This is a genomic window from Streptococcus oralis subsp. oralis (assembly GCF_002096445.1).
Lineage (GTDB): Bacteria > Bacillota > Bacilli > Lactobacillales > Streptococcaceae > Streptococcus > Streptococcus oralis_N.
The window spans coordinates 616,186-641,834 of the sequence record NZ_NCUK01000013.1 but is presented as its reverse complement, the minus strand read 5'-3'; the positions used below and the strand labels follow the sequence as shown (position 1 = coordinate 641,834).

The following is a 25,649-nucleotide window of genomic DNA, read 5'->3' as shown; positions in this document are numbered from 1 at the left end:
CTGTTACTCCTTTCTACTCTTCATCATTAATTTTATTTCCTAGATACATAGAAGACAAGACTGTGAATACATAAGCCTGAACACAGGAAATAAACACAGAAAACGCCGTCCAGACAAGATTGGTAACAAATGCGACTGGATACCAATAAAGAGCCTGATGAGAAAGTGTGATTAGCAAACTAGCCATCACTTCTCCGGCAAAGATATTTCCAAATACCCGCAAAGCAAGTGATAGGAAATTCGTGACTTCTTCAAGGAGATTCATCGGTGTCATAAAACCTGGGGTAACAAAGCCTTTCAGATACTTTTTAACACCACGGCGACGAATTCCTTCTATATGGGTCATCAGGATAATTCCAAATGACAAAGCCAAGTCAAACTGAAGATTGGCAGTTGGCGATGTCCAAAGGTTTGTCCCATCTGTAGTTTGAAGTTTGGCCATCAAACCAAGATTGTTTGCGATCACCATAAAAAGAAATAAACACAAGTAAAAGAGTGAGTAATCTTTCATGTACCGTGAGCCTACATTAGGTTCAGTAAATCCGACTACGAAATCATAGAGATACTCCAGTACATTTTGCTTTCCTTTGGGTTTCACAGTCATATTCCGACTTGCCCAATAGATAAAGCCAAAAATAACGACTACTGACAGCAAGGTCAAGGCAGTCAAGGTCAAATCAAAGGTAACAGGACCAATATTGATGGTTGGATTGATACTTTCTTCCATCTAAAATCCTCCCTTTTCCATTTTATACTTCTCTTTATTTGATGATAAATGAAAATACGAGAGTTACAAAGAATGTTCCTTCGATAAAGGCAATCCCCATGATCATTAAGCTACGCAATTGTGGAATGATGTCTGGTTGGCGAGCAGCTGATTTGAACAAACCGTTCATCAACATACCTTCTGCAAGGGATACACCCATACAGGCAAGACAAAGACCGAAAAATGTTAAATTCATGATGAATTCTCCTTTTATTTAAAATTTACTTACTTAGTTTAGTCCTAAAATTTTGATTTGTCAACTTTTTACTTACGTTGAAAGCGTTTCAGATAATATATTTCTATTTTTGCTATTTTTACCCTATTCTATAGAAAGTTTTTCCATTTTAGATTTCGTGTTTTTCTTGATTTTACTTTATTTTCTGAAACAAACTGAAAAATCCAAGTTTAAAACTTGGATCGATTCAGTTTATTTAAAATAGTAGGAATAGTGTTGTTTACAACCTGGATTAAATGGAGCACTGCAGTAAGGACATGCCATCTGTTTTTGGTATTCTTGGAAAGTCATTGTCCTCTTACAAACCCCACATAAAATCGGTCTATCCTCAGAAAGCACCAAGGGATAGGGCGAAAACACATGCGTTTCTATAGTATTGTGGCACTGATAGCAAGCATAGTATTTTTTACACTCATAACACTGGAGGGAAACGATATCCTTTTCGCCATGATAATGAACACATCTGCCTTCATCATCAACTAATAAACCTTGTGCTTGATTCATTCACTTTTCCTTCTCTAGGCACGAACTGTGACGCTGGTTCCATCTTCCTTATAGAGATTGATAAGACCTTCCTTGAGCGCGCGGACCATGTCCCCTGCTTGAACAGGTTGTGGAACCTTAATGGTCAAGAGTTCCATTGGATTTGGAGCGCGATCGATTTTATTGCCCTTGGCATCATGAAGATCTTCGATATAAGTCTCAAAATGACGGAAACCTGGTCCATAAAACTCCACTTGGTCGCCTTCGTTGATGACATTCCGTTGACGAATGGTTGCCGTTTGAGTCGAATCATCATACGCTACCACCTCAGCGACAAACTTGTATTCAGGAATTTTACGACGAGCGCCAAATAACTGTTCATTTTCAGACGGCGTACCGTAGTAGAAACCTGTTGCCAATTCACGTTGAGCAACCTTCCACATCTCGTCCACCAAGTCTTGCTTGATGTCTTCAAATTTCTCAGGACTTTCGAGATAAGCATCTACAGCCGCCTTGTAACAGTTGGTCACAGTTGAAACATAGTGAATAGATTTCATACGGCCTTCAATCTTGAGACTGTCTACACCGTTTTCGATCATATCCGGAATATGGTCAATCATGGACATGTCAACGGCTGACATTGAAAATTCTTCTGGAATTTCACCTTTAAGACTCTTACGTTCTTGACCAAAAGGCATGTCGTAGAGGTCATATTTCCAACGGCAAGACTGAGAACAGCCCCCACGGTTGGCATCGCGCATACTCATGTGATTTGAGAGCGTACAGCGACCTGAGTAAGAAATACACATGGCTCCATGGACAAAGGCCTCAATCTCAACATCAGTACGTTTGCGAATCTCTGCCAATTCTTCCATTGAAACTTCACGGGCCAAAACCACTCGAGTTAGACCAAGTTCTTTCCAGAACTCAAGAGTTTCATAGTTGGTCGCACTGGCTTGGGTTGAAAGGTGGATTTCAAGACCAGGTGCTTCAGTTGCTGCAATCATAATCAAGGCTGGATCTGACACGATAACTGCGGCAATTCCGATGTCACGCAACTTACGGAACCATTCTCCAGCACCAGCTTCATTTCCTTCGTGCATAACCATGTTAGCAGCCACATAGACCTTGGCGCCGTACTTAGCAGCAAACTGCACGCCTTCTTCCATCTGTTCAAAGGTGAAGTTTCCAGCACGGCTACGAAGACCATAGGCCTGTCCGCCGATGAAGACTGCGTCCGCACCATATTGAACAGCTACTTTCAGCTTCTCTAAAGTCCCTGCAGGTGATAAAACCTCAGGACGTTTTAATGTTTTTGTCATTTTTTCTCCTATTTGCAATATAAAAGTTTGACGTTTTTCCTTCTCATTTTATAGTAAATAATGGATAAAATCAAGCCTAGACAGATTGTTTTGACAATTCTAATCTTTTCTAAAACAAAAAACTAGCCTTTCTAGACTAGTTATTTTCAAGATAAAATTCAAAGCGTTCGCCCACGTATTGACTCTTTACATACTCGAAAGCCGTCCCATCTTCAAGATAAGAGACCTGAGTCAAGGCTAAAATGGCATGCCCCTTTTCGACTTCTAGATAGTGAGCAATCTTTTCCTTAGCCAATCTTGCATAAATGGTCTGTTGGGATTTGCCAATCCGATAGCCATGTTGTTGCAAGGTTTGAAAGAAGTGACTGGTGATTTCTTCTTTTTTGAAATCCTTGATAAATTTCTCAGGAATGGATGCGACTTCATAGACTAGTGGAACTTGGTCAGCGTAACGCACCCGTTCCATGCGGATAATATTCTCTGTCGGAGCAATCCCTAGCTTAGCGACCTCTTGCTCATTTGGAATGGTTCTTCTGTAAGAAATGAGTTGACTAGAAGGAACTTTCCCCTGAGATTTGACAATCTCCGTAAAACTAGTCGTTCCCCGCATTTTTTCTTGGACACGAGTGCTAGAGACAAAAGTCCCACTTCCTACACGACGCTCCAAAACTCCTTCCTCAACCAAGAGAGAGATAGCCTGACGTAATGTCATCCGGCTAACTTGAAACTGTTCCGCTAAATCTCGCTCACTTGGAAGTCTCTCACCAATTTTCCAATGATGCTCATCTATATCCTTCTTGATCTGATCGTGGATTTTCATATAAGCTGGTAACATGATTCTCACTTCTTTTCTTTATTTTCTCCATTGTACCGTATTTGCTAAGAAAAAGTCAAACTTTGCCTTGTTTAGTTGGTAATTCGCCCCTATTTGTGATAGAATATTGAAAAAGATATTTCTTTTGAGAAAGGAAAAAGATGAGCAACATTTCAACTGACTTGCAAGATGTCGAAAAAATCATCGTGCTGGACTATGGTAGCCAATACAACCAGCTAATTTCACGCCGTATTCGTGAAATCGGTGTTTTTTCAGAGTTAAAAAGTCACAAAATCTCAGCCGCAGAGGTTCGTGCGATTAACCCTGTAGGGATTATCCTCTCTGGTGGACCAAACTCTGTATACGAAGATGGTTCATTTGATATTGACCCAGAAATTTTTGAACTTGGCATTCCAATTTTGGGAATCTGCTATGGTATGCAACTTTTAACTCATAAACTTGGAGGAAAAGTTGTTCCTGCAGGTGATGCTGGTAACCGCGAGTATGGCCAATCACCACTTACCCATACCACTTCTGCCCTCTTTGAAGGGACTCCTGAAGAACAGATTGTTTTGATGAGCCATGGCGATGCTGTTACAGAGATTCCAGCTGATTTCGTTCGTACTGGAACCTCTGCTGACTGTCCTTATGCAGCTATTGAAAACCCTGACAAACACATCTATGGAATCCAATTTCACCCAGAAGTTCGCCATTCTGTATACGGAAATGATATCCTTCGCAACTTTGCCCTTAACATCTGTAAAGCTAAGGGTGACTGGTCAATGGACAACTTCATCGATATGCAGATCAAGAAAATCCGTGAAACTGTAGGTGACAAGCGTGTTCTTCTCGGTCTATCAGGTGGTGTTGACTCTTCTGTTGTTGGAGTTCTTCTTCAAAAAGCGATCGGTGATCAATTGATCTGTATCTTTGTAGACCACGGTCTTCTCCGTAAGGGAGAGGCTGACCAAGTTATGGACATGCTTGGTGGTAAGTTCGGTTTGAATATCGTCAAAGCAGACGCTGCAAAACGCTTCCTTGACAAACTTGCTGGCGTTTCTGACCCTGAACAAAAACGTAAAATCATCGGTAATGAATTTGTTTATGTCTTTGATGACGAAGCTAGCAAGCTAAAAGATGTAAAATTCCTTGCTCAAGGAACACTATACACTGACGTAATTGAGTCTGGAACTGATACTGCTCAAACCATCAAATCACACCACAACGTGGGTGGTCTTCCAGAAGACATGCAGTTTGAACTGATTGAACCATTGAACACTCTTTATAAAGACGAAGTCCGTGCCCTCGGTACAGAGCTTGGTATGCCAGACCACATCGTATGGCGTCAACCATTCCCAGGACCAGGACTCGCTATCCGTGTCATGGGTGAAATCACTGAAGAAAAACTAGAAACTGTTCGTGAGTCTGATGCTATCCTTCGTGAAGAAATCGCTAAAGCTGGTCTGGACCGCGATATCTGGCAATACTTTACTGTCAACACAGGCGTTCGTTCAGTCGGTGTTATGGGTGACGGTCGTACTTATGACTACACCATCGCCATTCGTGCGATCACTTCTATCGATGGTATGACAGCTGACTTTGCAAAGATCCCTTGGGAAGTCCTTCAAAAGATTTCTGTACGTATCGTAAATGAAGTGGATCACGTTAACCGTATCGTCTACGACATTACAAGTAAACCACCTGCAACTGTTGAGTGGGAATAATGGAGAGGCTTGCTTTACCTTCAAAATAGCGATTCTACAGCAGTTTAGCAGGAACAAAATAGTCTAAAAAGGGTGTATCTTCGCTTGATTCCCCCCTAAATCCCCCCGAAAAGTTAGTTAAAAATTTTTTTGACCAACATTTTTGGAGGGATTTTTATAATAAAAAGTACAAAGTATTTTTATAGCACGTAATTTTATTTTTCAAATGTAAAAAATATATATGATTTCTAGAGTAAAATTTTATGATGTAAATGACTTATCTATCGGTTTCTATTTTCCAAGAATTCAAGAAATTTTAGATGCTTATTTATCGAATTCTTATAGCCTAAATTCTTTTTTGGAAGCCCTTGAATTTTATAATATTATCAAATTCATAGAAAATGAGGTTTTTTCAATTGACTGGTCGCTAAGCTATATTGAAGAAATAAAGAAATCTCTTCCTTCGATGATTCAACTACAAAATAATTATTTTGGTTCTGCTCCGAAAGATGAGATTTTAAATAACATAAAACTTCTACAAAGCGAATATAACTATCGTGAAGACTTTTTTGAGATATTTACATTATTTAACTATGGTCAAAAAATTAGTGAAGTAGAGTTTGTGCAATATTTTATAGAATCCAATCTACATTTATGTCATCTCTTAAAAAATACCTATTTTCTAAAAAAGTATCCTACTTTCATTAAGCAATTTTTTCTGAGTTCACCCTCTCATCTTGAAATATTACTCGATAATTTTGTAGATTCAAATTCATGTAAAAATGTTATCCCAAGTAATATCACAAATTTAGAGTGGAATGATTTAATTGAAAAATATATTTGTGACCCCGATGTGAATATAAATTATTTAAAAATTTTAAGAAACCCTATAAAAGGTTTCGATAAGAATAGATACTTTCAACTTACAGATAAACAAAAACTGTTGATTGACAAAAAAATTCAAGAATTTAATTCTAGTTTTAATGATAAGGATTTTGGAATTCAAGTTGATATTAGAGTATATACAAAGAAGGAAGCGTACTATTACGCAATTAAAAAGAGTAGGGAGCTTCATATTGAGGGAATTGAAAAAGGTTTGTATAATCCTATTGCAGTCGCAACAGGTGGAGCTAGGCCAAAACAATATGAATATACATTATCAACTTTTATAGATAGTGCTAAACTTTTTGAAAAACATAATTTTCAAAATATATTAGACTATTTTTGTAAAGACTTTGAACTGAGCACAAGTGTTGGTACTTTTGCATTAGCAAGCTTTCCTCAATTAGAGATGGGGGTACTTGAAAGAACGTTAGGCATTTCGACTAGAAATCACTATAAATTTGGTTTTTACTTCTCAGTCAAGCATCAACTATACGTGATGAAACTGATTGCTTTATCAAAAATACTACAGAAATTCAGTCTAAGAATTGAAGATTTCATTACTTGGTTTTTCGATATTTTCCTGACTAATCAGTACGGTATTGATTGGATACATTTTGATGTGCCTTCAATTTCAGAAACAACGGGAAATAAAACAGCAACACTTTTTAGAATCGAAGAATCATTAAGAAAACAATACAAATTATTGAGTGAAGAAGGGCTTATTGGTGTAAATTTATATAATATTACTTCTACTCCTTCAATTGAATCTTTGCAGAGTTTTACTAAAAGAAAATACTTCTCAATGAATAATTCAGATAATAATATTCAACAGATTGTTAATTTATTATTCTCTGACCAAAGTCCTATTCATTTTATTAATGAGGAATACAAAGGAAGCAACTTTAAGGAATTAATTTCACAACAATGCTTGAGTTATGCAAATTTTCATGAATATCAAATAGATTACATAAAACTACTAATAGATGCTGGAATTTGCCAAAATGATACAGGTGTTATATCTTTTAAAGATATGTCCCAAATAAGTCTTTTAGAAAAAATATTCTTATATGGCTCTGTTAATAGTATATCTTTATCTGAATCTGAAAAACTCAGTGCTGATAGGATGCTTGATAATGGATGGTTAATATTTTCGGATACCTTATTTTCAATTCAAGAAATTAATTATTTGAATTTTGTCCTAAATAACAAATCATATGACAATAGCTGGGGAATCAGAAATAAGTATTTGCATGGAGTACCTATTTATGATTCTATTCAGCAATATGAGTATGAATATCATCTCATTCTGCTCATATTAATTTTCTATATTATCAAAATAAATGAGGAACTCAAACATCGTAGTTATTGCTAACCAAATTCATTCACAAATAATATTCTACTGATTAACTATCGGAGCTTTTTATGACTACAATATTCTTTTCATGGCAATCTGACTTACCGAATAAAACAAATAGAAATTTAATTGAGAATTCTATAAAATTAGCATTGAAAAAAATGAACCAAGATTCTCCGTACTCTCTTATCACTGAAATTGACAGAGATACAAAAGGTGTTCTAGGTAGTCCAGATATTGTTGATTCAATATTAACCAAAATTGATAAGTGTGGCCTATTTATAGCAGATATATCAATTATAAACAGTAGTTTAAATGGTAAAAGAACTCCTAACCCTAACGTATTATTTGAATTAGGATATGCAGTAAAGTGTCTAGGGTGGGATAGAGTTATTTGTGTGTTCAATTCTGATTTTGGCGATGTTTCAGAACTACCTTTCGATTTACGTAATAGACGAATTCTAACTTATGAAACATCCAATATTTCCGAAACAAGGAAAAAGTTAGCTGATATATTTAAACAAATAATTGATAAGAATTACTATACTTTAGAACAAGTCCAAGAAGTTAGTGACTTTTATAGTATAAAAATCTATTCATGCTTTATTAATATCATATCAAGAATTATAAAGGTTTTATATGGAAGTGAAACTGTCTGCTCTTTTGAAGCAATTACTAATGTTTTAAATATGACTCCTACAGAAATAAATAGACTACTTTCGCATGAATTGCTGGGTTTTAACTTATTTACAAGCTATGACGAGCAAATTAAAATATTAACAAACGAGTTAGATAGAATCACCTCTATTAATATGTTTAACACAAACCTGTATGTACCCATTATTAAATTAATTAAGGAATTAAAATCCCATAATCTTTTTATTAATAGAGAACATTTTTTTGAAAATTTTAAAGTAAATACACCCATTATGAATGACTATAGTATCATTCATAATAGTGATAATAACGAAATTCCAAATAGATATGCTCTAGGAAAGAAAATTGATGCCAATAGAGCAAAAATCGTAGATTTCACCGATATTAAACGAACTGACCATGTTAAATTTGCTTTAACTCACTTCTGTTTAGATGTAAATACATATAACGTTTACTATAATCATTATGTTTGTATTCTTAAATATATCAATGAGTTTATTAGTAATAATGATGGGAAATTTTTAATTGACAATACAGAAATATTAATAAAAAATGTAAAAAAACTGTAATTAGATGATTAATATAAAATATTACTTACAAACTTACAAGAATAGAGCCTGATAGATTACATATCAAGCTCTATTTTTTGGTTTATTCTATTTACTTAATGTTACTGTTTCACCACTATCTCCTGCTAAATCAGGCATTGTTACAGAATCTCCAGAAACTGAATATTTCAGCTCAGTACCATTGTTATCACTGATAATCTGTTTGTCTGTATCAATAGCTACTTTCTCGGAATAGAGGTACTTCACATTATTGCCTCTCTCTGAAAAGGAGATTGATATTAAATATGTTTTCATCACCACTTACTTTTAGTTCGTAATGCAATGTCAATTCTTCGTCTTCGAATCCCATTTCAGAACCATCAATACCGCTTTTTTCGTATGAATATGTTCCTGATAGCTGACTATCATTAGTACTTGTACAGTGGTGCTGATAAAGAGATAGCTCAACTACTTACAAATGCAATTACCATACAAACCGCATCAGAAACAAGAGTAAAATTTAATTGAAATCAACATATGAAAAAATCAATCCCCCCGAAAAATCCCCCCATTGAAGTATATAACCCTTCTAAACCCTTGATTTACAAGGGATAGGGATATACCAGTCTCAATTGAGTGGGAGTAGAGTTTCCTATAAAATAAAAAATAATACTGCTGGAGCATGGACTACAGTGGTATTATTTTTTATAATTTCAATATTAGGAAAATTTCTCGACTCTCAACTCCTCTTTTTAAATCCTTGAAACCATGCTATAATATAGTAAGTATAGCTCCAATAACCTAATGATAAAGATTTCTTACATCATCCGTAAGTGTTATTCTACTCTGATTCATATTATAATGAAAGTAACAAAAGATGGAGGTGTTTCACATGGAAACAATTTTACGAGTAGAATCATTAAAAAAGCATTATGGAAAAGAGCCGAATAGCACCAAGGCCTTGAACGGTATATCTTTTCAAGTTGTCAAAGGTGAATTCTTAGGGATTATGGGGAGCAGTGGTTCTGGGAAAACAACCCTTCTTAACTGTCTCGCTACCATTATCAAACCAACTGACGGATCCATTCAAATGCAAGAAAAGGATTTAGGTCAGTTAAAAGGTAGTCAGTTAGCTGATTATCGTGGCAAGGAAATCGGCTACCTCTTTCAAAATTTTGAGCTTTTGGACAATCTGACAGCCAAAGAAAATATTCTACTTCCCTTATCTTTGCACAAGGTCGATGCCAACGAAAGTAAGGTTCGATTAGAATTACTTTCCCAATATCTGGATATTTCTGAACTTCTGGATAAGTTCCCTTCTCAATTATCAGGTGGTCAACGGCAAAGGGTAGCTGCTGCGCGTGCTTTGATTTTAGACCCTAAGATTGTATTTGCAGATGAGCCCACAGGAGCTTTGGATTCAAAAAATGCGACCATTTTGATGCAAAAATTAGCTGAAATGAATCAAGTGGAAGAAACCACCATTCTCATGGTGACACACGATTCAGTCGCAGCCAGCTTTTGCAACCGCATCTTGTTTATCCAGGACGGAAAACTATTCCATGAAATCCGTCGCGATTATCCAAGAGAAAGTCAGGAAGATTTTTACCACAGAATACTAAAGGTCATGGCAGCCCTAGCTGGAGGTGATGGCAATGTTTTCTAAATTAGTCTCAAGAAATAGCAAGAGAGATCGAAAAAATAATGGCTTGTACTTCAGTTCCATGGTTCTTTCTATTATCTCCTTTTACATCATCCTTTCTTTGTCACATCAAGATGTGATGATCTTTCTAAAACAAATAGAAAGTGACGCTGTAAATAAACTCTTTAGCATGATTCCGATTCTTTATGTAGCGACACTCTTTATCCTCTTTTTTCTAGTCTACTTCGCAAGCAGTATGCAGATGGAAAGAAGAAAACATGAATTTGGTGTCTATCTCACACTGGGAATGCGAAGAAGCAGACTGTTCTTGCTACTCCTGCTCGAGGATTTGAGAAACAGTGTCCTTGCTCTTGGAATAGGTCTTCCAATTTCAATCTTGATTTCAGAACTAATCAGCCTAATAACCGCTAAAATTGTGGGACTAGGGATTATTGAACATCAATTTTCTCTATCTACTACAGCTCTACTCTATACAGTCATCGGCTTCCTAGCTGTTAAATTAGTCGTCTTTGTTCTTTTAAGTGCAAAAACAGCCAATAAGGAAATCGGAGATCTTCTTGCCTATTCTCCTTCTGGTATGAAGAAACTACTTCCCAAGGGGGTATACCTTCTTGCCTCCGTCCTCGGAATCTTGCTTCTCGGAACAGCCTATTACTTGGGGATGAGTGGACGAGCTTGGGAAAGTGTCATAACCATGGGCATCACTGTTTTCCTGGGAACTCTAGGAACTATCCTACTCTTCTTTGGTATGCGTTTATTTATAGACATTCTGGTCAATCTTGGTAGCAATCGAAAACTCCACACCTATAATTTTAGACAAATTCAGGAATTGGTTATTCAACGATCAACTATACTGGCCATCTGCTCACTCTTAATCTTCTCTGCCTTATGCCTCTTTGGAGCAGGTGTTGCCATTGCAAGCGGCAATTCCGGTAATCAGGCTCGTGTATTAGATTATACATTTAGAGATAGCAAGCAGGATACAGATGAAAATCTTGATGTAAGTACAGTAAAAAAAGAGCTTGAAACAGCAGGACTAGCATCACAATTTTCAAAGATTCTACAAATCAAAGTCGGGAAACCAAAAGAAAACGAGTCCGTGTCCTTCGAAGAGATCATCAATGAGTTGAAAAAGCAAAAAGGCAGCAAGAACAAGGAAATTTTGCTCCAAAGATTTAAACAGTCTACTACTTCCCACCTCATACCAGTTTCCGATTATAATGAACTTAGAAAGGCTGCCAATCTCCCTCCTCTAGAATTAACTAGCAAGGAAGCCTACTTGTATATGGGGAAAGATTTTCTCCCAGATGAAAGTCTCGTCAACTCTGTCCTAAAGACAAATCCTCAAATCAACGTCATGGGAAATGATGTAAAATTGATTGGACAGGTGGAGTCTTTACCGATTGTAACGGATCGTGAAATCACTCTCTCTGTTGCCCTCATAGTCCCAGATGAAGTCTTTATGAACTATACAGACGGTCGCTACTCGAACCATGTCAGCGCTATCTTGGCTCCTGAGCTGGTCAAAGAAAAGGGCTTGATGAAGGCTATCTCAGATACCAATGAAAAGCTAAATCGAACCTCTCTTGGTTATGAAAGCTATATACAAAATATGGGAAGACAATTATTTTACATTATCTCTGCCAGCTATATCACTATCTATCTGGCTATCATCTTCCTTGTTGTCGCAAATACAATCATCGGCGTTCAATTTTTGATGGGACAAAGACAATCCTACAGACGATACCAAACCTTGATCCATCTCGGAGCCAACTACGAAACTCTATGTAAATCGTCAGAAAAGCAAATCAACTGGTATTTCGGTCTACCAATAGCCATTGCACTTCTCAGTAGTAGCTTCGGAGTGAGCTCCCTCCTCACAGGAATAGTACCCGCTAGCGCAAGAATGGTTATGGGGCAAAAATTTATCACAGCCATACTGATCGTACTGCTCTTAGCTGGCTTTGAAGTCATCTATATCAGAATTGTAAAGAAAAATAGCAACAAGTATTTATTATCATTAATGGAACCCAAAAGAGATGAATAAAGTAGAATAAAATAGGAAAAGGAGGAACCGATATGAAGCATATTCTGGTAATTGAAGATGAAGCCTTGATTCGAGATGAAATTGTCATCTTGTTAGAGAAAGCGGGTTATCAAGTTGATAAGTTGACTGACTTCAAAGATACAACCCAGCAAGTGCTGCAATACGATACGGATCTAATCATACTGGATTTGAATTTGCCGGGAGAAACAGGTTTTCAAATTTGTAAAAATCTCAAGTCCAAACGCTCTGTGCCCATATTGGTTCTCACCTCTCGTGAACAATTAAAAGATGAAATCTACGCCCTGAAATTAGGGGCAGACGAGTACTTAACAAAGCCTTTCAAGAAAGAAAGATTTTTGGCACGTATAGAAAATATCTTGAAACGCTATGAAGGCAGACAAAATCTACTTGAAAAAGATAATTTTCTGCTGGATAGACAGACCTATACCCTTTATATCAATGGACACTCGATTTTACTCCCCCAAAATCAAGGGAAATTGTTGGAAACCTTATTGGTTACTAATGCTCCTGTCGTCACAAAAGAAGAACTAAGTATGAAACTATGGAACACAACTGAGTTCATCGATGAAAATGCTCTTCAAGTAAATATTGCAAGGCTCAAAAAGGTGATGAAACAGGCTGGCATTGCCCTTCAAGTCAAGTCCGTCAGAGGTATTGGTTACAAGCTTGAAGAGGTAAGTCCAGATGAAACATAATCTAAAATATCTAACTAGTTATCTGCCTTGGTTACTTGTTCTCTTAGCATTTGATCTATTTACAGCTGTCCTGCTTTGGCTTTCAGATGTGAGAATGTTTCAAGCCCTCATCCTTCTCTATATTTTAGCCACCGTCCTGCTTTTTTTCATCCTATCATTCTTACTTATAAGAACAGAAAGAAAAAAATCATCTGCCTATAAAGACTTCATAGCCAATCCCAAGGCGGATACTGAGCTTGAATTATTGCATTTATCAAGTGCCTCAGAAAAAGAAAGCATTGAAAAAATAGCAGATACACTTTATCAAAAGCAGGCTGAAATAGGAAAACTCAACTCATTACTAGCCGAGTATGAGGACTATGTTGAAAAATGGGCGCATGAGATTAAACTCCCTCTGTCGCTTCTTTCCCTCCTTTTGGACAATCAAAGCGACCAGTTGCCTGAGGATACAGCTTTTAAGTTGGACTATGTGAAAAAGCAAATCCAAGAAAATGTATCACAGATCCTATTCTACTACAGGGTGAAAAGTGAGAAAAATGATTTTCTATTTGAATACCTTGACCTAGAAGAGTGTATCCAAGATCTTTTGGAAAACTTTGATCCCTTGCTCAAAGAAAAGAAATTTACGATTAAGGTAGAAAACATACAAGGAATCTGCTACACCGATCAACGCAGCTTTGAATTTATCCTCTCTCAAATCCTAGCCAACTCCATTAAATATAGCTCCGACAAGCCCGAACTTAATATTTATATATCAAAAGACAAGGGACGTACAAGTCTGATTATTAGGGATAATGGCTGCGGAGTTAAAGCTTGTGACTTCCCTCATATCTTTGAGAAAGGTTTTACAGGTGATTCAGGAGAGACAAGGAAAAAATCAACAGGCATGGGCCTCTATCTGGTCAAACAATTAGCAGATGCTTTAAAAATCGAAATCACAGTAAAATCCGAATGGATGCAAGGCTTTGAAATCACTCTTTCTATTTAGTCATTTTTCTATTAAGAAAATTGCATAATCATAGGAAGCACATATTTTATACCAAAAAGGAAAGCACTTCTGCTTTCCTTTTTTATTTGCGTTTCTTCTTCGCTTTTTTCATTTTGTTGGCCATGCGTTTCATAGACTGTTTCATAGCAAATTCACCGATTTTACCTTTGAGTCCACCACCAAACATCTGGCTCATATCTGGCATTCCAGCTCCTCCAAGAGCTGACATATCTGACATGCCACCCTGTCCCATCATGCCTTCAAGGGCAGTCATATCCATTCCTCCCATATTTGGCATATTTTTTGGAAGGTTATTTGGATTGATTCCCATTTGCTTCATCATTTTGTTCATATCCCCAGACATGACACCTTGCATGAGCTGTTTGGCCTGGTTAAAGTCTTTGATAAATTTATTGACTTCTACAAATGTATTTCCAGAACCTGCAGCGATACGACGGCGACGACTTGGATTTAACAAATCGGGATTTTCACGCTCTTCGGGTGTCATGGAAGATACAATGGCACGTTTACGCGCAATCTGACGCTCGTCCACCTTCATGTTTTGAAGTGCTGGATTGTTGGCCATACCTGGAATCATCTTGAGCAAGTCTTCCATTGGTCCCATATTTTGCACCTGATCCAATTGATCAATGAAATCATTGAAATCAAAGGTGTTTTCGCGCATCTTCTCAGCCATTTCAAGAGCTTTTTGCTCATCGTATTCTTGAGAGGCTTTCTCGATCAAGGTCAGCATATCCCCCATACCAAGGATACGGCTTGACATACGGTCTGGGTGGAAGGTTTCGATATCTGTAATTTTTTCACCCGTACCAGTGAACTTGATCGGTTTACCAGTGATGTGGCGAACAGACAAAGCCGCACCACCACGAGTATCCCCATCAATCTTGGTAAGAATAACCCCAGTCACTTCCAACTGAGCATTAAACTCACGCGCAACATTGGCCGCTTCCTGACCAATCATGGCATCAATGACGAGGAGGATTTCGTTTGGTTGGGCTAAGGCCTTAACGTCACGAAGCTCATTCATCAAAAGCTCATCAATCTGCAAACGCCCTGCCGTATCGATCAAGACATAGTCGTTGTGATTGGCTTGCGCTTGCTCCAAACCTTGGCGAACAATCTCAACAGCTGGTACTTCTGTTCCAAGAGCAAAGACTGGAACATCAATCTGCTGTCCAAGTGTTTTCAACTGGTCGATGGCGGCTGGGCGGTAAATATCCGCAGCAATCATCAAAGGACGTGCATTTTCTTCCTTCTTGAGTTTATTAGCCAGCTTACCAGCAAAAGTCGTTTTACCAGCCCCTTGCAAACCGACCATCATGATAATGGTTGGAATTTTTGGTGACTTGATAATTTCTGCCGTATCGGAACCTAAAACAGCTGTCAATTCCTCATCAACGATTTTGATAATCTGTTGGGCAGGATTGAGGGTATCAATGACCTCGTGTCCGACTGCACGTTCACGAACCTTCTTGATAAAGTCCTTTACAACAGGCAAAGCAACGTCGGCTTCAAGCAAGGCCAAACGAATCTCTTTGGTTGCTTCCTGGACATCAGCCTCAGATATTTTTCCTTTTTTACGTAGATTTTTAAAGACGTTCTGTAAACGTTCTGTTAAACTTTCAAATGCCATTTTTCTTCCTCTTATTCTCTATTATCAATACTTGTTAAAATTTCTATCTGCTCCTGCAGAAAGTCATCCTTGGGATAACGCTCCAAGATCTGGTCAAAAATCTGACTGCGGACAATGTAGTCCGAATACATGTGCAGTTTCATCTCATAATCTTCTAGAATCTTTTCTGTCCGCTTGATATTGTCATAAACAGCTTGGCGACTAACACCGAACTCTTCAGCAATCTCCGCAAGACTGTAATCATCTGCATAGTAGAGTTCAATATAATTCATCTGCTTATCTGTCAAAAGCGCAGCATAAAATTCAAAAAGCGCATTCATGCGATTGGTTTTTTCGATTTCCATAACCTTTATTATACCAAAAAATCTATCATATCGCTATACTAGAAGACCTGCTAAGATAATTTGAATAAAAAAAGAACCTTGCAAAGCAAGATTCTTTTAGTGTCTGACTTAAATAATTGTTCTTCTGGGAACTAAATCGAATTAAGCTTCGATTTCTGTAACCATACCTGAACCAACAGTACGTCCACCCTCACGAATAGAGAATGTAGTACCTTGTTCTACGGCGATTGGGTGGATCAACTCAACGTCGATAGTCACGTTATCACCAGGCATTACCATTTCAGTACCTGCTGGAAGTTCGATTGAACCTGTAACGTCAGTAGTACGGAAGTAGAATTGTGGGCGGTAGTTGTTGAAGAATGGAGTGTGACGTCCACCTTCTTCTTTAGTAAGGATGTAGACTTCACCTTTGAATTTAGTGTGTGGGTTGATTGAACCTGGTTTAGCGATAACTTGTCCACGTTCGATTTCGTCACGTTGAACACCACGAAGAAGGACACCTACGTTATCTCCAGCAAGACCTTCGTCAAGTTGTTTACGGAACATTTCAACACCAGTAACAACTGCTTTTTGAGTTTCTTCTTTGATACCAACGATTTCGATTTCGTCGTTGACACGAACAGTACCACGGTCGATACGTCCTGAAGCAACTGTACCACGTCCAGTGATTGAGAATACGTCTTCGACTGGAAGAAGCAATGGTTTTTCAGTATCACGTTCTGGTTCTGGGATGTACTCATCAACAGTGTTCATCAATTCCATGATGATGTCTTCGTATTTAGAGTCACCTTCAAGAGCTTTAAGAGCTGAACCTTGGATAACTGGAAGATCGTCACCTGGGAAGTCGTATTCTGACAAGAGGTCACGGATTTCCATTTCAACCAATTCAAGCAATTCTTCGTCGTCTACCAAGTCAATTTTGTTCATGAAGACGATAAGGTGTTTAACACCAACCTGACGTGAAAGAAGGATGTGCTCACGAGTTTGTGGCATTGGTCCGTCAGTTGAAGCTACTACAAGGATAGCTCCGTCCATTTGAGCGGCACCAGTGATCATGTTTTTAACGTAGTCCGCGTGTCCTGGAGCGTCGATGTGAGCGTAGTGACGTTTTTCAGTTTCGTACTCAACGTGCGCAGTGTTGATAGTGATACCGCGTTCGCGTTCTTCTGGAGCAGCATCGATAGACGCATAGTCTTTAGGTTGGTTAACTGCTGAAGGCAAGCGACGTGCCAATACAGTTGTGATAGCTGCAGTCAAAGTAGTTTTACCGTGGTCAACGTGTCCGATAGTACCAATGTTAACGTGTGGTTTACTACGATCGTATTTTTCTTTTGCCATTTGAGTAAAAGCCTCCAATAAAATATATTTTATAGATAGACAGTAGGCAATACAGTCTAACTTTCCTTACTATTTTATCAAATTTCTGCTAAATTGCAAGTGTTTTACACATATTTTGTGAATTAATCTAAATCTTATCAAATCCTGTTCTTCTGCTTCTTTATGGCAATATGAATTCAAACTTATTTTGTTTGGAGATAGTATTTTCAACAAAAAAATCAGGTCTCCCTGATTTTAATTTGATTCTGTTTTTTCCAGTTCCTTAGCTTCTTTATGGTTTTCATATAATTTCGCTAGGAACTTAGTAATTTCTTTAAAAATGGAGTAAGTAGGTACTGCTACTACCATCCCTATGACACCATAGATATTACTTGACAGTAAAAGGAGCACCAAAATCGTAATCGGGTGTACTTTCATAACCCCTCCAACGATGCGTGGATAGAGAACATTTCCATCAATCTGTTGAATAATAAGCATATAAGCAACCGCAATCAACATACGATGAGGATCTGTGAACACATTGGCAATCACCATTGGAATTAAACCAATACTTGGACCAACATAAGGAATTAAATTTGCGATTCCAGAGAAAATAGCAAAAACTAGGGCGTACTTTAATCCGATAACGCTATAGCCAATATAAGCCAAACATCCAATAATAACCGCATCAATCGCAATTCCACTGATATAACGTGCTATGGTTGTATTGAGATTGGTTAAAAGGCTAGAAAGATTCAATTTGTCATGCTTTAAGACGGTACGTTCCAACATTGGTAGCAACTTATGACCATCCAACAAGAAATAAATCAAGAATACAGGGGTCATAATGAGAATCAGAACTGTACTAAACAAGGCTGAAAGGACGCTTCCTAAACTATTGCTGACGCTATTCAGGATATTCTGGAGGATATCCACATAGGAGAGATTCAGTTGTTGAATAGTTTGTTGAATATCTATATTTTGGAAGACAGGATTCTTGGACAAATCGATGATCAAATCTTGTAGTCTACTATAGATATTTTGACTAGAAATAATCAAGCTGGTCAACTGATTAATCAAAATCGGCAAGAGATAAACGACCCCTACAACGATAGCACCAATCAAGGCACAAAGAGTGACCAAGACACCAATTAGACGATTGATCTTACATCTCTTTTCTAAGAAAGTAACGACTGGATTTGTAATGTAGTAAAAAAATCCACCAAGCAAAAATGGAATCATGATGGTATTCACAACTGTCACGAAGGGAGTAATGATGGCTCCCATTTCTCTCCAAAGATAGAAAATCAGTGTTAATAATAAAATTTCAGCTGTCCAAAAAAATAATTTGTTTCTACGGAACATAGGTATCCTCCTTCTCTCTATTTTACCATATTTCTGAAAAAGATAAGTTGGCTTTAGTAAAAAAGCGAGAATATTTTTTTTCTTTATGATAAAATAAAGCTAATATGAAAAAAATAATTTTATCTTTTATGACACTTTTGGTTTTTGGAACAGCTTCTACTGTTTCTGCTCAGGAGTTTGATGTTGCTGCTAAACATGCTATTGCTGTCGAGGCTACAACTGGAAAAATCCTCTATGAAAAAGATGCAAATCAGCCTGTAGAAATTGCTTCTATTACAAAACTGGTTACAGTTTATCTGGTCTATGAAGCTCTGGAACAAGGAACTATCAGCCTATCTACACCTGTTGATATTTCGGACTATCCTTACAAACTTACAACTAATTCTGAGGCGAGTAACGTCCCTATGGAAGCTCGAAATTATACTGTTGAACAACTATTAGAGGCTACAATGGTATCAAGTGCAAACAGCGCTGCAATTGCGCTAGCAGAAAAGATTGCTGGTTCTGAGAAAGACTTTGTAGACAAAATGAGGGCTAAACTTCTTGAATGGGGAATTCAAGATGCAACTATTGTAAACACTACTGGTTTAAATAATGAGACCCTGGGCGATAATATCTATCCTGGTTCTAAAAAAGACGATGAAAACAAGTTGAGTGCCTACGATGTTGCAATCGTCGCTCGTAACCTCATCCGAGATTATCCTCAAGTTTTGGAAATCACCAAAAAGCCAACTTCTACCTTTGCAGGGCTTGAAATCCACTCAACCAACTATATGTTAGAGGGAATGCCTGCCTATCGTGGTGGTATTGATGGACTAAAGACAGGTACTACTGATAAAGCTGGTGCTTCATTCGTTGGAACAACTGTTGAGAAAGGGATGCGTATTATTACGGTTGTTTTGAATGCAGATCAACAAGATACCAACCCTTATGCACGTTTTACTGCTACTTCTGCACTTTTAGATTATATTTCTGCAAACTTTGCCTTAAAAACTGTCGTTCAGAAAGGTGAAGCATACAATGATAGTAAAGTAACAGTTCTGGATGGTAAAGAAGATAATGTGACAGCTGTCGCTAAGTCAGACATTTCCATCGTCCAACGCATCGGAAGCGGTACTACACCAGCTCTCCAATTCACACCGAAATCAACATCAGAAATGGCTCCATTGGAAGAAGGCAAGGTTGTTGGTACTTTAACCTATGATGACCAGGATTTGGTCGGCCAGGGTTATCTCACTTCCGACAAACCATCTTTTGAAATGGTTTCTGAAAAGAAAGTAGAAAAAGCCTTCTTTTTGAAGGTTTGGTGGAATCAATTTATCCGCTTTATCAATGAAAAACTATAAAAAAATCGCGAACAATCGCGATTTTTTCTTTATTTTATTTCATTTCTTTAAAAGCCGCTTCTGCATCAGCATTGCTAATAGCACCAAATTGGATTTTTCCAATTTTACCTTGACTGTCAATCAAGTATTCCGTTGGAATACTACGAATTTGGTAGGCTTGGAAGGTAGTTGCTTGCGTATCATATAGAACTGGAATATCCTTGTAGCCTTGTTCTTGGTACCATTTTGGAAAGTCTTGAACTGTTTTTTCACCTTGTAGACCAGGTGCGATGACACTCAAGATTTCAAAGTCTCGATCTTGTTTGGCAGCTAATTCCATCAACTCAGGCATACTTTTTTTACATGGTCCACACCAAGAAGCCCAGAATTTTAAATAGACCTTTTTCCCTTTATAGTCTGATAATTTCACTTCTTTGCCATCCATAGACTGCAAGGTAAAGTCTGGTGCATCCTTACCGACTGCGATTTGTTGTACAGCAGGTTGTTTTGTACTGCTTGTCTGTTTGGTTTCTTTTTCACCACAGGCAATCAACAAGAATAGAGACATGAGGCTCAATCCAGCAAAAATAACTTTTTTCATCTTTTTCTCCTTTTATCCAAGAATTCCTGATAAGGCATTTAACTGCCCTAGCATTAATAATAATCCCATCAAAATAATCAAAGCTCCCCCGATTTTCTTTAGTAGGATCATATGGGGTTTTAATTTACTAAAATAGGGCATAATCCAGCCCGAAGCCAGAGCCAAAACAATGAAAGGAAGGGCCATTCCCAATGTGTATACTAATGTTAACACGGCTCCTTGCCAAGCACCATTGCCACCTGAAGCTGCTAGAGCCAAGACTGAACTTAAAACCGGTCCGATACAAGGGGTCCAACCAAAACTAAAGGTTATCCCAAGTAAAAAGGCTGACAGATAGTGATTCGACTGTGATTTTTTGAAGGTGACTGTTTTTTGCACTTCCAGTTTATTGAAATGCAAAATTTCCATCTGATGAAGCCCTAAAAGAATAATGACTATTCCCATAGCATAACGAAACCAGTCTGCATAGAGCATGTGTCCTAGGAATCCAGCTCCAAATCCTAAAATAAAGAAAATGAGAGAGATTCCTGCAATAAAGCACAAGGTTCGAATTAAACCAGACCATGCAACGTCTCTTCCAAAAAATCGAAAGCTTTTCGAATTTCCCTGATCATCCAGTAAAATACCAGCATAAACAGGTAGCAAAGGAAAGATGCAGGGTGAAAAGAAGGACAGAATACCTGCTAAAAAAACGGATACTAGAAATATAATCGACTCCAACGAATTACCTACTTTCTCAAAATTCTAATCCTATTTTACTACAAAAGAATAAATTTGTAAGAAGTCTGCTACGCTTATTGATTTTGACTAAATTTGACACAAAAAAAGGAGCTAAGCTCCCTTTATCTTAATACGTTCCTTCTTCACCTTGACTAGTCAAGATAACTGGACCGTCTTTTGTAATCACAAACTGGTGTTCATATTGACAAGATAGGCCGCCATCGATGGTTTTATGAGCCCAGCCAGTTTTCATATCTGTATCAATTTCCCAATCCCCAGTATTGATCATGGGTTCAATGGTTAGTACCATTCCTTCACGGAGACGGAGCCCACGGCCTGCTATACCGTAGTTAGGAACCATTGGCTCTTCATGCATAGTTGGACCAACACCATGACCAACCAAATCACGTACGACACCATAACCGCGACTTTCAGCGTATTCTTGAATGGCCGCACCGATATCACCGATACGATTGCCGACAACTGCTTTCTCAATCCCTTTATACATAGCTTCCTTGGTCACGTCCATCAGGTTTTTCACTTCTTCAGACGGTGTACCAACCGCATAAGCCCAACATGAGTCTGCTAAACCACCAGTATAACTTTGGGTGTATTTTTTCATTTGCTCAACATTGTTGAAGTTGAGTTTAGATACATTAAGATCGGATTTGGCAATTGGACCGCCTAATACCATGTCAACCTTGAGCAAGTCGCCATCTTTCAAGATATAATGACGTGGAAAAGCGTGAGCTACTTCATCGTTGAGAGAGCAACAAGTGGCATAGGGGTAATCCATGACTGCACCATCTACTCCAATCTGTAGAGGAAGGAAATTCTCCTCTTTACAACGACGACGAACGTACTCTTCAACTTCCCACATATCAACGCCTGGCTTAATCAAATCACGTAAGCCGATATGGATACTTGCTAAGAAATCACCAGCCTTGTCCATGGCTTCGATTTCACGTGCTGATTTTAAAGTTATCATTTTTTCTCCTAGATTCTAATTAATTTTAACCGTAACATTTGCTTTTGAAACAATCTGATGACCATGGTAAATATCATAATCAATAATAGCTGAGCGTCTCGTGTGGTGAATAATCCGAGCCTGAATCCGCAGAGTATCATCTATCTGCACAGCTTGCAAGAAATAAATCAACATCTGTTCAATGATAAGATTACGTCCGCTATTGACAACGAGGTCTTGGGTCATATGGTTGAGAATTTCAGCCAAGACTCCATTAGCAAGGACACCATTTTTCTCCAGCATGAAAGGCTCAACAGTAATGACGACTTCATCATGATGATAAGAGAGTTTTTGCCCGATTTGCTCTGAAAAAGTTGGCAAAGCTGAAACTTGGGAACGACTCATCTTTTCCATGACATCTCTTCGTGTTACGACACCGAGTAAGGTTTGGTTACTTCTGACAACGGGAACCATCTCAAAGTCTTCTGCAATCATTCGTTGACTGACATTAGCAATATTGGTCGCTAAACCTGTTACGAAGATACTTCGCGTCATCACCTTGTCAATCGTTGTGCTGGGGGATTTATCTCCTGCGTCACGCATAGTAACAACCCCGACAACCACTTGATGTTGGTTAATGACTGGAAAACGACTACTTCTGTTCTTACGAACCAAGTCTAGATAATCTTTGACCGTATCCGTTTCTCTCAAAAAACCATACTCGTGACTGGGACGATAGAGTTTTTCGACTGTCAGAATATCGGTTTTGATTTGAACATTTGAGAGGGCTTTGTTAATCATGGTCGCTACTGTAAAAGTGTCATGTTTACTTCTTAGAACTGGAATCCCTTTTTTATTAGCCAACTCAAGAACATCGCCCTGGACATGAAAACCACCCGTTACAAGGACTGCATTTTCATTTTCCAGCGCTAAAAGTTGAATGCGAGTGCGGTCTCCTACGATCAAAAGACCACCATCATGGAGATAGGACAGGATATTTTGCTCTGTCATAGCCCCAATGGAGAATTTACTAAACTCTCTCTCAAGCCCTTCCTGACCAGCTAAAACTTCAGAGGAGGTGACTTCAGCAATCTCAGCATAGGTTAGCCTCTCAATAGCCACTTTCTGGGACTTGACTCGTATGGTTCCACTACGTGGCCGAGTTTCAACGATGCCACGATTTTCAGCTTCTTTGATAGCTCGGTAGGCTGTTCCGTCACTAACACCTAGGTGATTGGAAATACTGCGAACACTAACTCTCTTCCCAATTGGCAACTCTTCCAGATAGGACAAAATTTCCTGGTGTTTACTCATTGAATTCTCCTTTTATGTATCGAAATTCAAGATAGTCCCTCATTTTTCGTGTATAGCGATCGCTCCCCTTAAACTGTCGTACGAGGCTAAAGCCCGATTTTAAGGCTACTTTTTGACTAGCTTGATTCTCCAAATGAGTGATGATGGATAATTGTTTTAAACCAAATTCTTCAAATGAAAGCTGACATAGTTTGGTAACTACTTCTGTCATAAAACCTTGTGACCAAGAATCTTTTTTTAAAAAGTAACCAATTTCTGCTTCTTTTTTGATTTCATCGATCTTTTCAAATTTGATAGAACCAATCATTTCCTGATTGTCTTGATTACAAATCGCCCAGACACCTAGAGGAGCCTTCATAAAATAGTTGGCAAGAGCATATTGACTCTCCTCTAAACTTGCTTGGCTGGGAAAAATAAATTGCAGATTTTCTGGATCAGAAGCAATCTCATAAAAGGCTTTACTGTCACTAAAAAAGAAAGGACGCAAATACAAGCGCTCCGTTTCAAAAAAAGAAAACATTGCTAATTTGGTCCAAATATTCATAACCACCTCAACGGCTTAGTCTTCAACGAGTGTAATATCTGCTCCAAGACTACGCAATTTTTCAATAATATCTGAGTAGCCACGAAGGATAAACTCAATATTCGTAATTTCAGTCTGGCCTTGAGCCATCAAACCAGCGATGACAAGTGCTGCACCAGCTCGCAAGTCTGTAGCTTTTACACTTGCCCCGTGTAACTTACGACCACCGTTGTAGATAATGTGATCATTTGTAGTCGTAATATCCGCATCCATTTTTGCTAACTCAAAGACATGATTGACACGTTTCTCATAAATCGTATCAATAATGGTTCCACGACCTTGGGCAGTTAGTAAAAGTGGCGTGATAGGCTGTTGCAAATCGGTTGCGAACCCAGGATAGGGAGCTGTTTTGATATTAATGGCCTTCAAACCAGACTGTTCTTCAACGAAGATGCTGTCTTCTGAGACCGTCATACGAACGCCCATTTCCTCTAGTTTGGCGATAAACCCTTCTAAGTGTTCATAGAGAACGTTGTTAATGCGAATTCCTTTTCCTACCGCTGCAGCAAGTGAAATATAGGTTCCAGCTTCGATACGGTCTGGGATTACTTGGTGACGAGTTCCATGAAGTTTCTCGACACCATCAATAATGATAATATCAGTCCCTGCACCACGAATATGGGCCCCCATGTTGTTCAAAAGGGTAGCAACATCGATAATTTCTGGTTCACGAGCCGCATTTTCAATGACAGTGCGTCCCTTAGCTTTAACCGCAGCAATCATAGTGTTAATCGTTGCTCCAACGCTGACAGTATCCATGTAAATACTTGCGCCATGAAGCCCCTTACCTTGGGCAGATAAATTCATATTATCTCCCTCATAGCTGACCTTAGCACCCATGGCTTCAAAGGCTTTTAAGTGAAGGTCAATCGGACGAGGCCCCAGATCACATCCACCAGGAAGGCCAACTGTAGCTTCACCAAAGCGACCTAAAAGACTTCCGTAGAAATAATAAGAAGCACGCAAGCTATTAATCTTGCCATAAGGCATTGGAATGTTTTGAACACCTCTTGGATCAATCTCCAAGACATCCTCATAACGCTTAACAGTCGCCCCCATAATTTCCATGATTTCGACAAGACTAGCAACGTCTGAAATATCTGGAACACAATCTAAAGTGACAATATCATCTGATAAGATAATAGCTGGAATAAGCGCTACAACACTATTTTTAGCACCACTAATGGTGATCTCACCTTGCAATGGACGTCCACCATTGATGACAATTTTTCTCATGTTTTACTCTTTCAAAATTTACTAAAAAGGTCTTTTCGTTCT

General features: G+C 38.3%; 24 protein-coding genes. 8 read left to right on the top strand and 16 right to left on the bottom strand.

The genetic code is table 11. The annotated features are described in order from the left end of the window. Positions 1-13 precede the first annotated feature (13 nt). The 5 genes from atpB to B7721_RS06455 form a co-directional block, all read right to left on the bottom strand. A complete protein-coding gene (gene atpB / locus B7721_RS06475) occupies positions 14-727 on the bottom strand; it encodes a F0F1 ATP synthase subunit A (protein ID WP_038806145.1) in 714 nt (237 codons plus the stop codon). 34 nt (positions 728-761) lie between these two features. Next, positions 762-962, bottom strand: coding sequence for a F0F1 ATP synthase subunit C (locus B7721_RS06470; RefSeq protein WP_001054555.1), 201 nt, complete (start codon positions 960-962; stop codon positions 762-764). A gap of 231 nt (positions 963-1,193) precedes the next feature. Next, entirely contained in the window at positions 1,194-1,505 is a 312-nt protein-coding gene (locus B7721_RS06465; RefSeq protein ID WP_084878128.1) for a CHY zinc finger protein, read from the bottom strand. A 14-nt stretch (positions 1,506-1,519) separates the two neighbouring features. Continuing rightward, positions 1,520-2,806, bottom strand: a complete 1,287-nt coding sequence (locus B7721_RS06460) for a peptidase U32 family protein (protein WP_084878126.1) — start codon at positions 2,804-2,806, stop codon at positions 1,520-1,522. A 136-nt stretch (positions 2,807-2,942) separates the two neighbouring features. Next, on the bottom strand, positions 2,943-3,641 hold the full coding sequence (locus B7721_RS06455) for a GntR family transcriptional regulator (protein ID WP_042902338.1): 699 nt from the start codon (positions 3,639-3,641) through the stop codon (positions 2,943-2,945). A 140-nt stretch (positions 3,642-3,781) separates the two neighbouring features. Between B7721_RS06455 and guaA the strand changes: the two genes are divergently transcribed. From guaA to B7721_RS06440, 3 genes are all read left to right on the top strand, one after another. Beyond that, entirely contained in the window at positions 3,782-5,344 is a 1,563-nt protein-coding gene (gene guaA, locus B7721_RS06450) for a glutamine-hydrolyzing GMP synthase (RefSeq protein WP_061598474.1), read from the top strand. Positions 5,345-5,564: 220 nt separating this feature from the next. Then, positions 5,565-7,580 carry a hypothetical protein gene (locus B7721_RS06445; RefSeq protein WP_084878124.1) on the top strand — a complete coding sequence of 672 codons (2,016 nt, stop codon included), beginning with the start codon at positions 5,565-5,567 and terminating at the stop codon, positions 7,578-7,580. A gap of 50 nt (positions 7,581-7,630) precedes the next feature. Next, on the top strand, positions 7,631-8,788 hold the full coding sequence (locus tag B7721_RS06440; RefSeq protein ID WP_049503282.1) for a hypothetical protein: 1,158 nt from the start codon (positions 7,631-7,633) through the stop codon (positions 8,786-8,788). Between the two features lie 87 nt (positions 8,789-8,875). Here B7721_RS06440 and B7721_RS06435 read toward each other — a convergent pair whose 3' ends face one another. After that, positions 8,876-9,082, bottom strand: coding sequence for a hypothetical protein (locus tag B7721_RS06435; RefSeq protein ID WP_239823804.1), 207 nt, complete (start codon positions 9,080-9,082; stop codon positions 8,876-8,878). Between the two features lie 577 nt (positions 9,083-9,659). On the opposite strand from B7721_RS06435, the gene B7721_RS06425 reads away from it, so the two are divergent. Genes B7721_RS06425 through B7721_RS06410 form a run of 4 tightly spaced genes read left to right on the top strand, consistent with a single transcriptional unit; the run spans position 9,660 to position 14,181 of the window. After that, positions 9,660-10,433 carry an ABC transporter ATP-binding protein gene (locus B7721_RS06425; RefSeq protein ID WP_084878123.1) on the top strand — a complete coding sequence of 258 codons (774 nt, stop codon included), beginning with the start codon at positions 9,660-9,662 and terminating at the stop codon, positions 10,431-10,433. Further along, complete coding sequence (locus B7721_RS06420) at positions 10,423-12,477, top strand: FtsX-like permease family protein (protein WP_084878121.1); 2,055 nt, start codon at positions 10,423-10,425, stop codon at positions 12,475-12,477. Before B7721_RS06425 ends, B7721_RS06420 begins: the two co-directional genes overlap by 11 nt. Positions 12,478-12,509: 32 nt before the next feature. Next, positions 12,510-13,193 carry a response regulator transcription factor gene (locus B7721_RS06415; protein WP_084878120.1) on the top strand — a complete coding sequence of 228 codons (684 nt, stop codon included), beginning with the start codon at positions 12,510-12,512 and terminating at the stop codon, positions 13,191-13,193. Then, complete coding sequence (locus B7721_RS06410) at positions 13,183-14,181, top strand: sensor histidine kinase (RefSeq protein ID WP_084878119.1); 999 nt, start codon at positions 13,183-13,185, stop codon at positions 14,179-14,181. The genes B7721_RS06415 and B7721_RS06410 overlap by 11 nt, the downstream gene beginning before the upstream one ends. An 82-nt stretch (positions 14,182-14,263) precedes the next feature. Here the strand turns inward: B7721_RS06410 and ffh are convergent, their stop codons facing one another. The 4 genes from ffh to B7721_RS06390 form a co-directional block, all read right to left on the bottom strand. Then, positions 14,264-15,835, bottom strand: a complete 1,572-nt coding sequence (ffh, locus tag B7721_RS06405; protein WP_084878117.1) for a signal recognition particle protein — start codon at positions 15,833-15,835, stop codon at positions 14,264-14,266. Between the two features lie 11 nt (positions 15,836-15,846). Beyond that, on the bottom strand, positions 15,847-16,179 hold the full coding sequence (locus tag B7721_RS06400; protein ID WP_000402066.1) for a putative DNA-binding protein: 333 nt from the start codon (positions 16,177-16,179) through the stop codon (positions 15,847-15,849). Positions 16,180-16,320: 141 nt separating this feature from the next. Next, the gene (gene tuf / locus B7721_RS06395; RefSeq protein ID WP_001040720.1) at positions 16,321-17,517 is read right to left on the bottom strand and encodes an elongation factor Tu; all 1,197 of its coding nucleotides are present in this window, start codon (positions 17,515-17,517) and stop codon (positions 16,321-16,323) included. A 234-nt stretch (positions 17,518-17,751) separates the two neighbouring features. Next, positions 17,752-18,861, bottom strand: coding sequence for an AI-2E family transporter (locus B7721_RS06390; RefSeq protein ID WP_084878115.1), 1,110 nt, complete (start codon positions 18,859-18,861; stop codon positions 17,752-17,754). Between the two features lie 104 nt (positions 18,862-18,965). Here B7721_RS06390 and pbp3 point away from each other — a divergent pair, with 104 nt between their 5' ends. Further along, positions 18,966-20,207 carry a D-alanyl-D-alanine carboxypeptidase PBP3 gene (gene pbp3 / locus B7721_RS06385; RefSeq protein WP_002874503.1) on the top strand — a complete coding sequence of 414 codons (1,242 nt, stop codon included), beginning with the start codon at positions 18,966-18,968 and terminating at the stop codon, positions 20,205-20,207. A gap of 34 nt (positions 20,208-20,241) precedes the next feature. Here pbp3 and sdbB read toward each other — a convergent pair whose 3' ends face one another. From sdbB to B7721_RS06355, 6 genes are all read right to left on the bottom strand, one after another. Further along, a complete protein-coding gene (gene sdbB, locus B7721_RS06380) occupies positions 20,242-20,787 on the bottom strand; it encodes a thiol-disulfide oxidoreductase-associated lipoprotein SdbB (protein WP_084878113.1) in 546 nt (181 codons plus the stop codon). A 12-nt stretch (positions 20,788-20,799) separates the two neighbouring features. Next, positions 20,800-21,507, bottom strand: a complete 708-nt coding sequence (ccdA2, locus tag B7721_RS06375; protein WP_049518577.1) for a thiol-disulfide oxidoreductase-associated membrane protein CcdA2 — start codon at positions 21,505-21,507, stop codon at positions 20,800-20,802. Positions 21,508-21,634: 127 nt separating this feature from the next. Further along, positions 21,635-22,495, bottom strand: a complete 861-nt coding sequence (locus B7721_RS06370) for a methionyl aminopeptidase (RefSeq protein ID WP_084878111.1) — start codon at positions 22,493-22,495, stop codon at positions 21,635-21,637. A 15-nt stretch (positions 22,496-22,510) separates the two neighbouring features. Continuing rightward, positions 22,511-23,788 (bottom strand): CBS-HotDog domain-containing transcription factor SpxR, encoded by a 1,278-nt coding sequence (gene spxR, locus B7721_RS06365; protein ID WP_084878109.1) that lies wholly within the window; start codon positions 23,786-23,788, stop codon positions 22,511-22,513. Continuing rightward, positions 23,781-24,332: a GNAT family N-acetyltransferase gene (locus B7721_RS06360; protein WP_084878107.1), complete on the bottom strand. Its 552-nt coding sequence runs from the start codon at positions 24,330-24,332 to the stop codon at positions 23,781-23,783. The genes spxR and B7721_RS06360 overlap by 8 nt, the downstream gene beginning before the upstream one ends. A 15-nt stretch (positions 24,333-24,347) precedes the next feature. Next, positions 24,348-25,607, bottom strand: coding sequence for a UDP-N-acetylglucosamine 1-carboxyvinyltransferase (locus B7721_RS06355; RefSeq protein WP_049479008.1), 1,260 nt, complete (start codon positions 25,605-25,607; stop codon positions 24,348-24,350). Between the last annotated feature and the right edge of the window lie 42 nt (positions 25,608-25,649).

Bases quoted from the DNA above. Each gene is read 5' to 3' on its own strand.
- B7721_RS06410 (WP_084878119.1), top strand. From the start codon at position 13,183: ATGAAACATAATCTAAAATATCTAACTAGTTATCTGCCTTGGTTACTT.
- B7721_RS06390 (WP_084878115.1), bottom strand. From the start codon at position 18,861: ATGTTCCGTAGAAACAAATTATTTTTTTGGACAGCTGAAATTTTATTA.
- guaA (WP_061598474.1), top strand. From the start codon at position 3,782: ATGAGCAACATTTCAACTGACTTGCAAGATGTCGAAAAAATCATCGTG.
- B7721_RS06360 (WP_084878107.1), bottom strand. From the start codon at position 24,332: ATGAATATTTGGACCAAATTAGCAATGTTTTCTTTTTTTGAAACGGAG.
- B7721_RS06355 (WP_049479008.1), bottom strand. From the start codon at position 25,607: ATGAGAAAAATTGTCATCAATGGTGGACGTCCATTGCAAGGTGAGATC.
- B7721_RS06460 (WP_084878126.1), bottom strand. From the start codon at position 2,806: ATGACAAAAACATTAAAACGTCCTGAGGTTTTATCACCTGCAGGGACT.
- tuf (WP_001040720.1), bottom strand. From the start codon at position 17,517: ATGGCAAAAGAAAAATACGATCGTAGTAAACCACACGTTAACATTGGT.
- atpB (WP_038806145.1), bottom strand. From the start codon at position 727: ATGGAAGAAAGTATCAATCCAACCATCAATATTGGTCCTGTTACCTTT.
- pbp3 (WP_002874503.1), top strand. From the start codon at position 18,966: ATGAAAAAAATAATTTTATCTTTTATGACACTTTTGGTTTTTGGAACA.
- sdbB (WP_084878113.1), bottom strand. From the start codon at position 20,787: ATGAAAAAAGTTATTTTTGCTGGATTGAGCCTCATGTCTCTATTCTTG.
- B7721_RS06370 (WP_084878111.1), bottom strand. From the start codon at position 22,495: ATGATAACTTTAAAATCAGCACGTGAAATCGAAGCCATGGACAAGGCT.
- B7721_RS06425 (WP_084878123.1), top strand. From the start codon at position 9,660: ATGGAAACAATTTTACGAGTAGAATCATTAAAAAAGCATTATGGAAAA.
- B7721_RS06465 (WP_084878128.1), bottom strand. From the start codon at position 1,505: ATGAATCAAGCACAAGGTTTATTAGTTGATGATGAAGGCAGATGTGTT.
- ffh (WP_084878117.1), bottom strand. From the start codon at position 15,835: ATGGCATTTGAAAGTTTAACAGAACGTTTACAGAACGTCTTTAAAAAT.
- B7721_RS06445 (WP_084878124.1), top strand. From the start codon at position 5,565: ATGATTTCTAGAGTAAAATTTTATGATGTAAATGACTTATCTATCGGT.
- B7721_RS06440 (WP_049503282.1), top strand. From the start codon at position 7,631: ATGACTACAATATTCTTTTCATGGCAATCTGACTTACCGAATAAAACA.
- B7721_RS06435 (WP_239823804.1), bottom strand. From the start codon at position 9,082: ATGAAAACATATTTAATATCAATCTCCTTTTCAGAGAGAGGCAATAAT.
- B7721_RS06420 (WP_084878121.1), top strand. From the start codon at position 10,423: ATGTTTTCTAAATTAGTCTCAAGAAATAGCAAGAGAGATCGAAAAAAT.
- B7721_RS06400 (WP_000402066.1), bottom strand. From the start codon at position 16,179: ATGGAAATCGAAAAAACCAATCGCATGAATGCGCTTTTTGAATTTTAT.
- B7721_RS06455 (WP_042902338.1), bottom strand. From the start codon at position 3,641: ATGTTACCAGCTTATATGAAAATCCACGATCAGATCAAGAAGGATATA.
- B7721_RS06470 (WP_001054555.1), bottom strand. From the start codon at position 962: ATGAATTTAACATTTTTCGGTCTTTGTCTTGCCTGTATGGGTGTATCC.
- spxR (WP_084878109.1), bottom strand. From the start codon at position 23,788: ATGAGTAAACACCAGGAAATTTTGTCCTATCTGGAAGAGTTGCCAATT.
- B7721_RS06415 (WP_084878120.1), top strand. From the start codon at position 12,510: ATGAAGCATATTCTGGTAATTGAAGATGAAGCCTTGATTCGAGATGAA.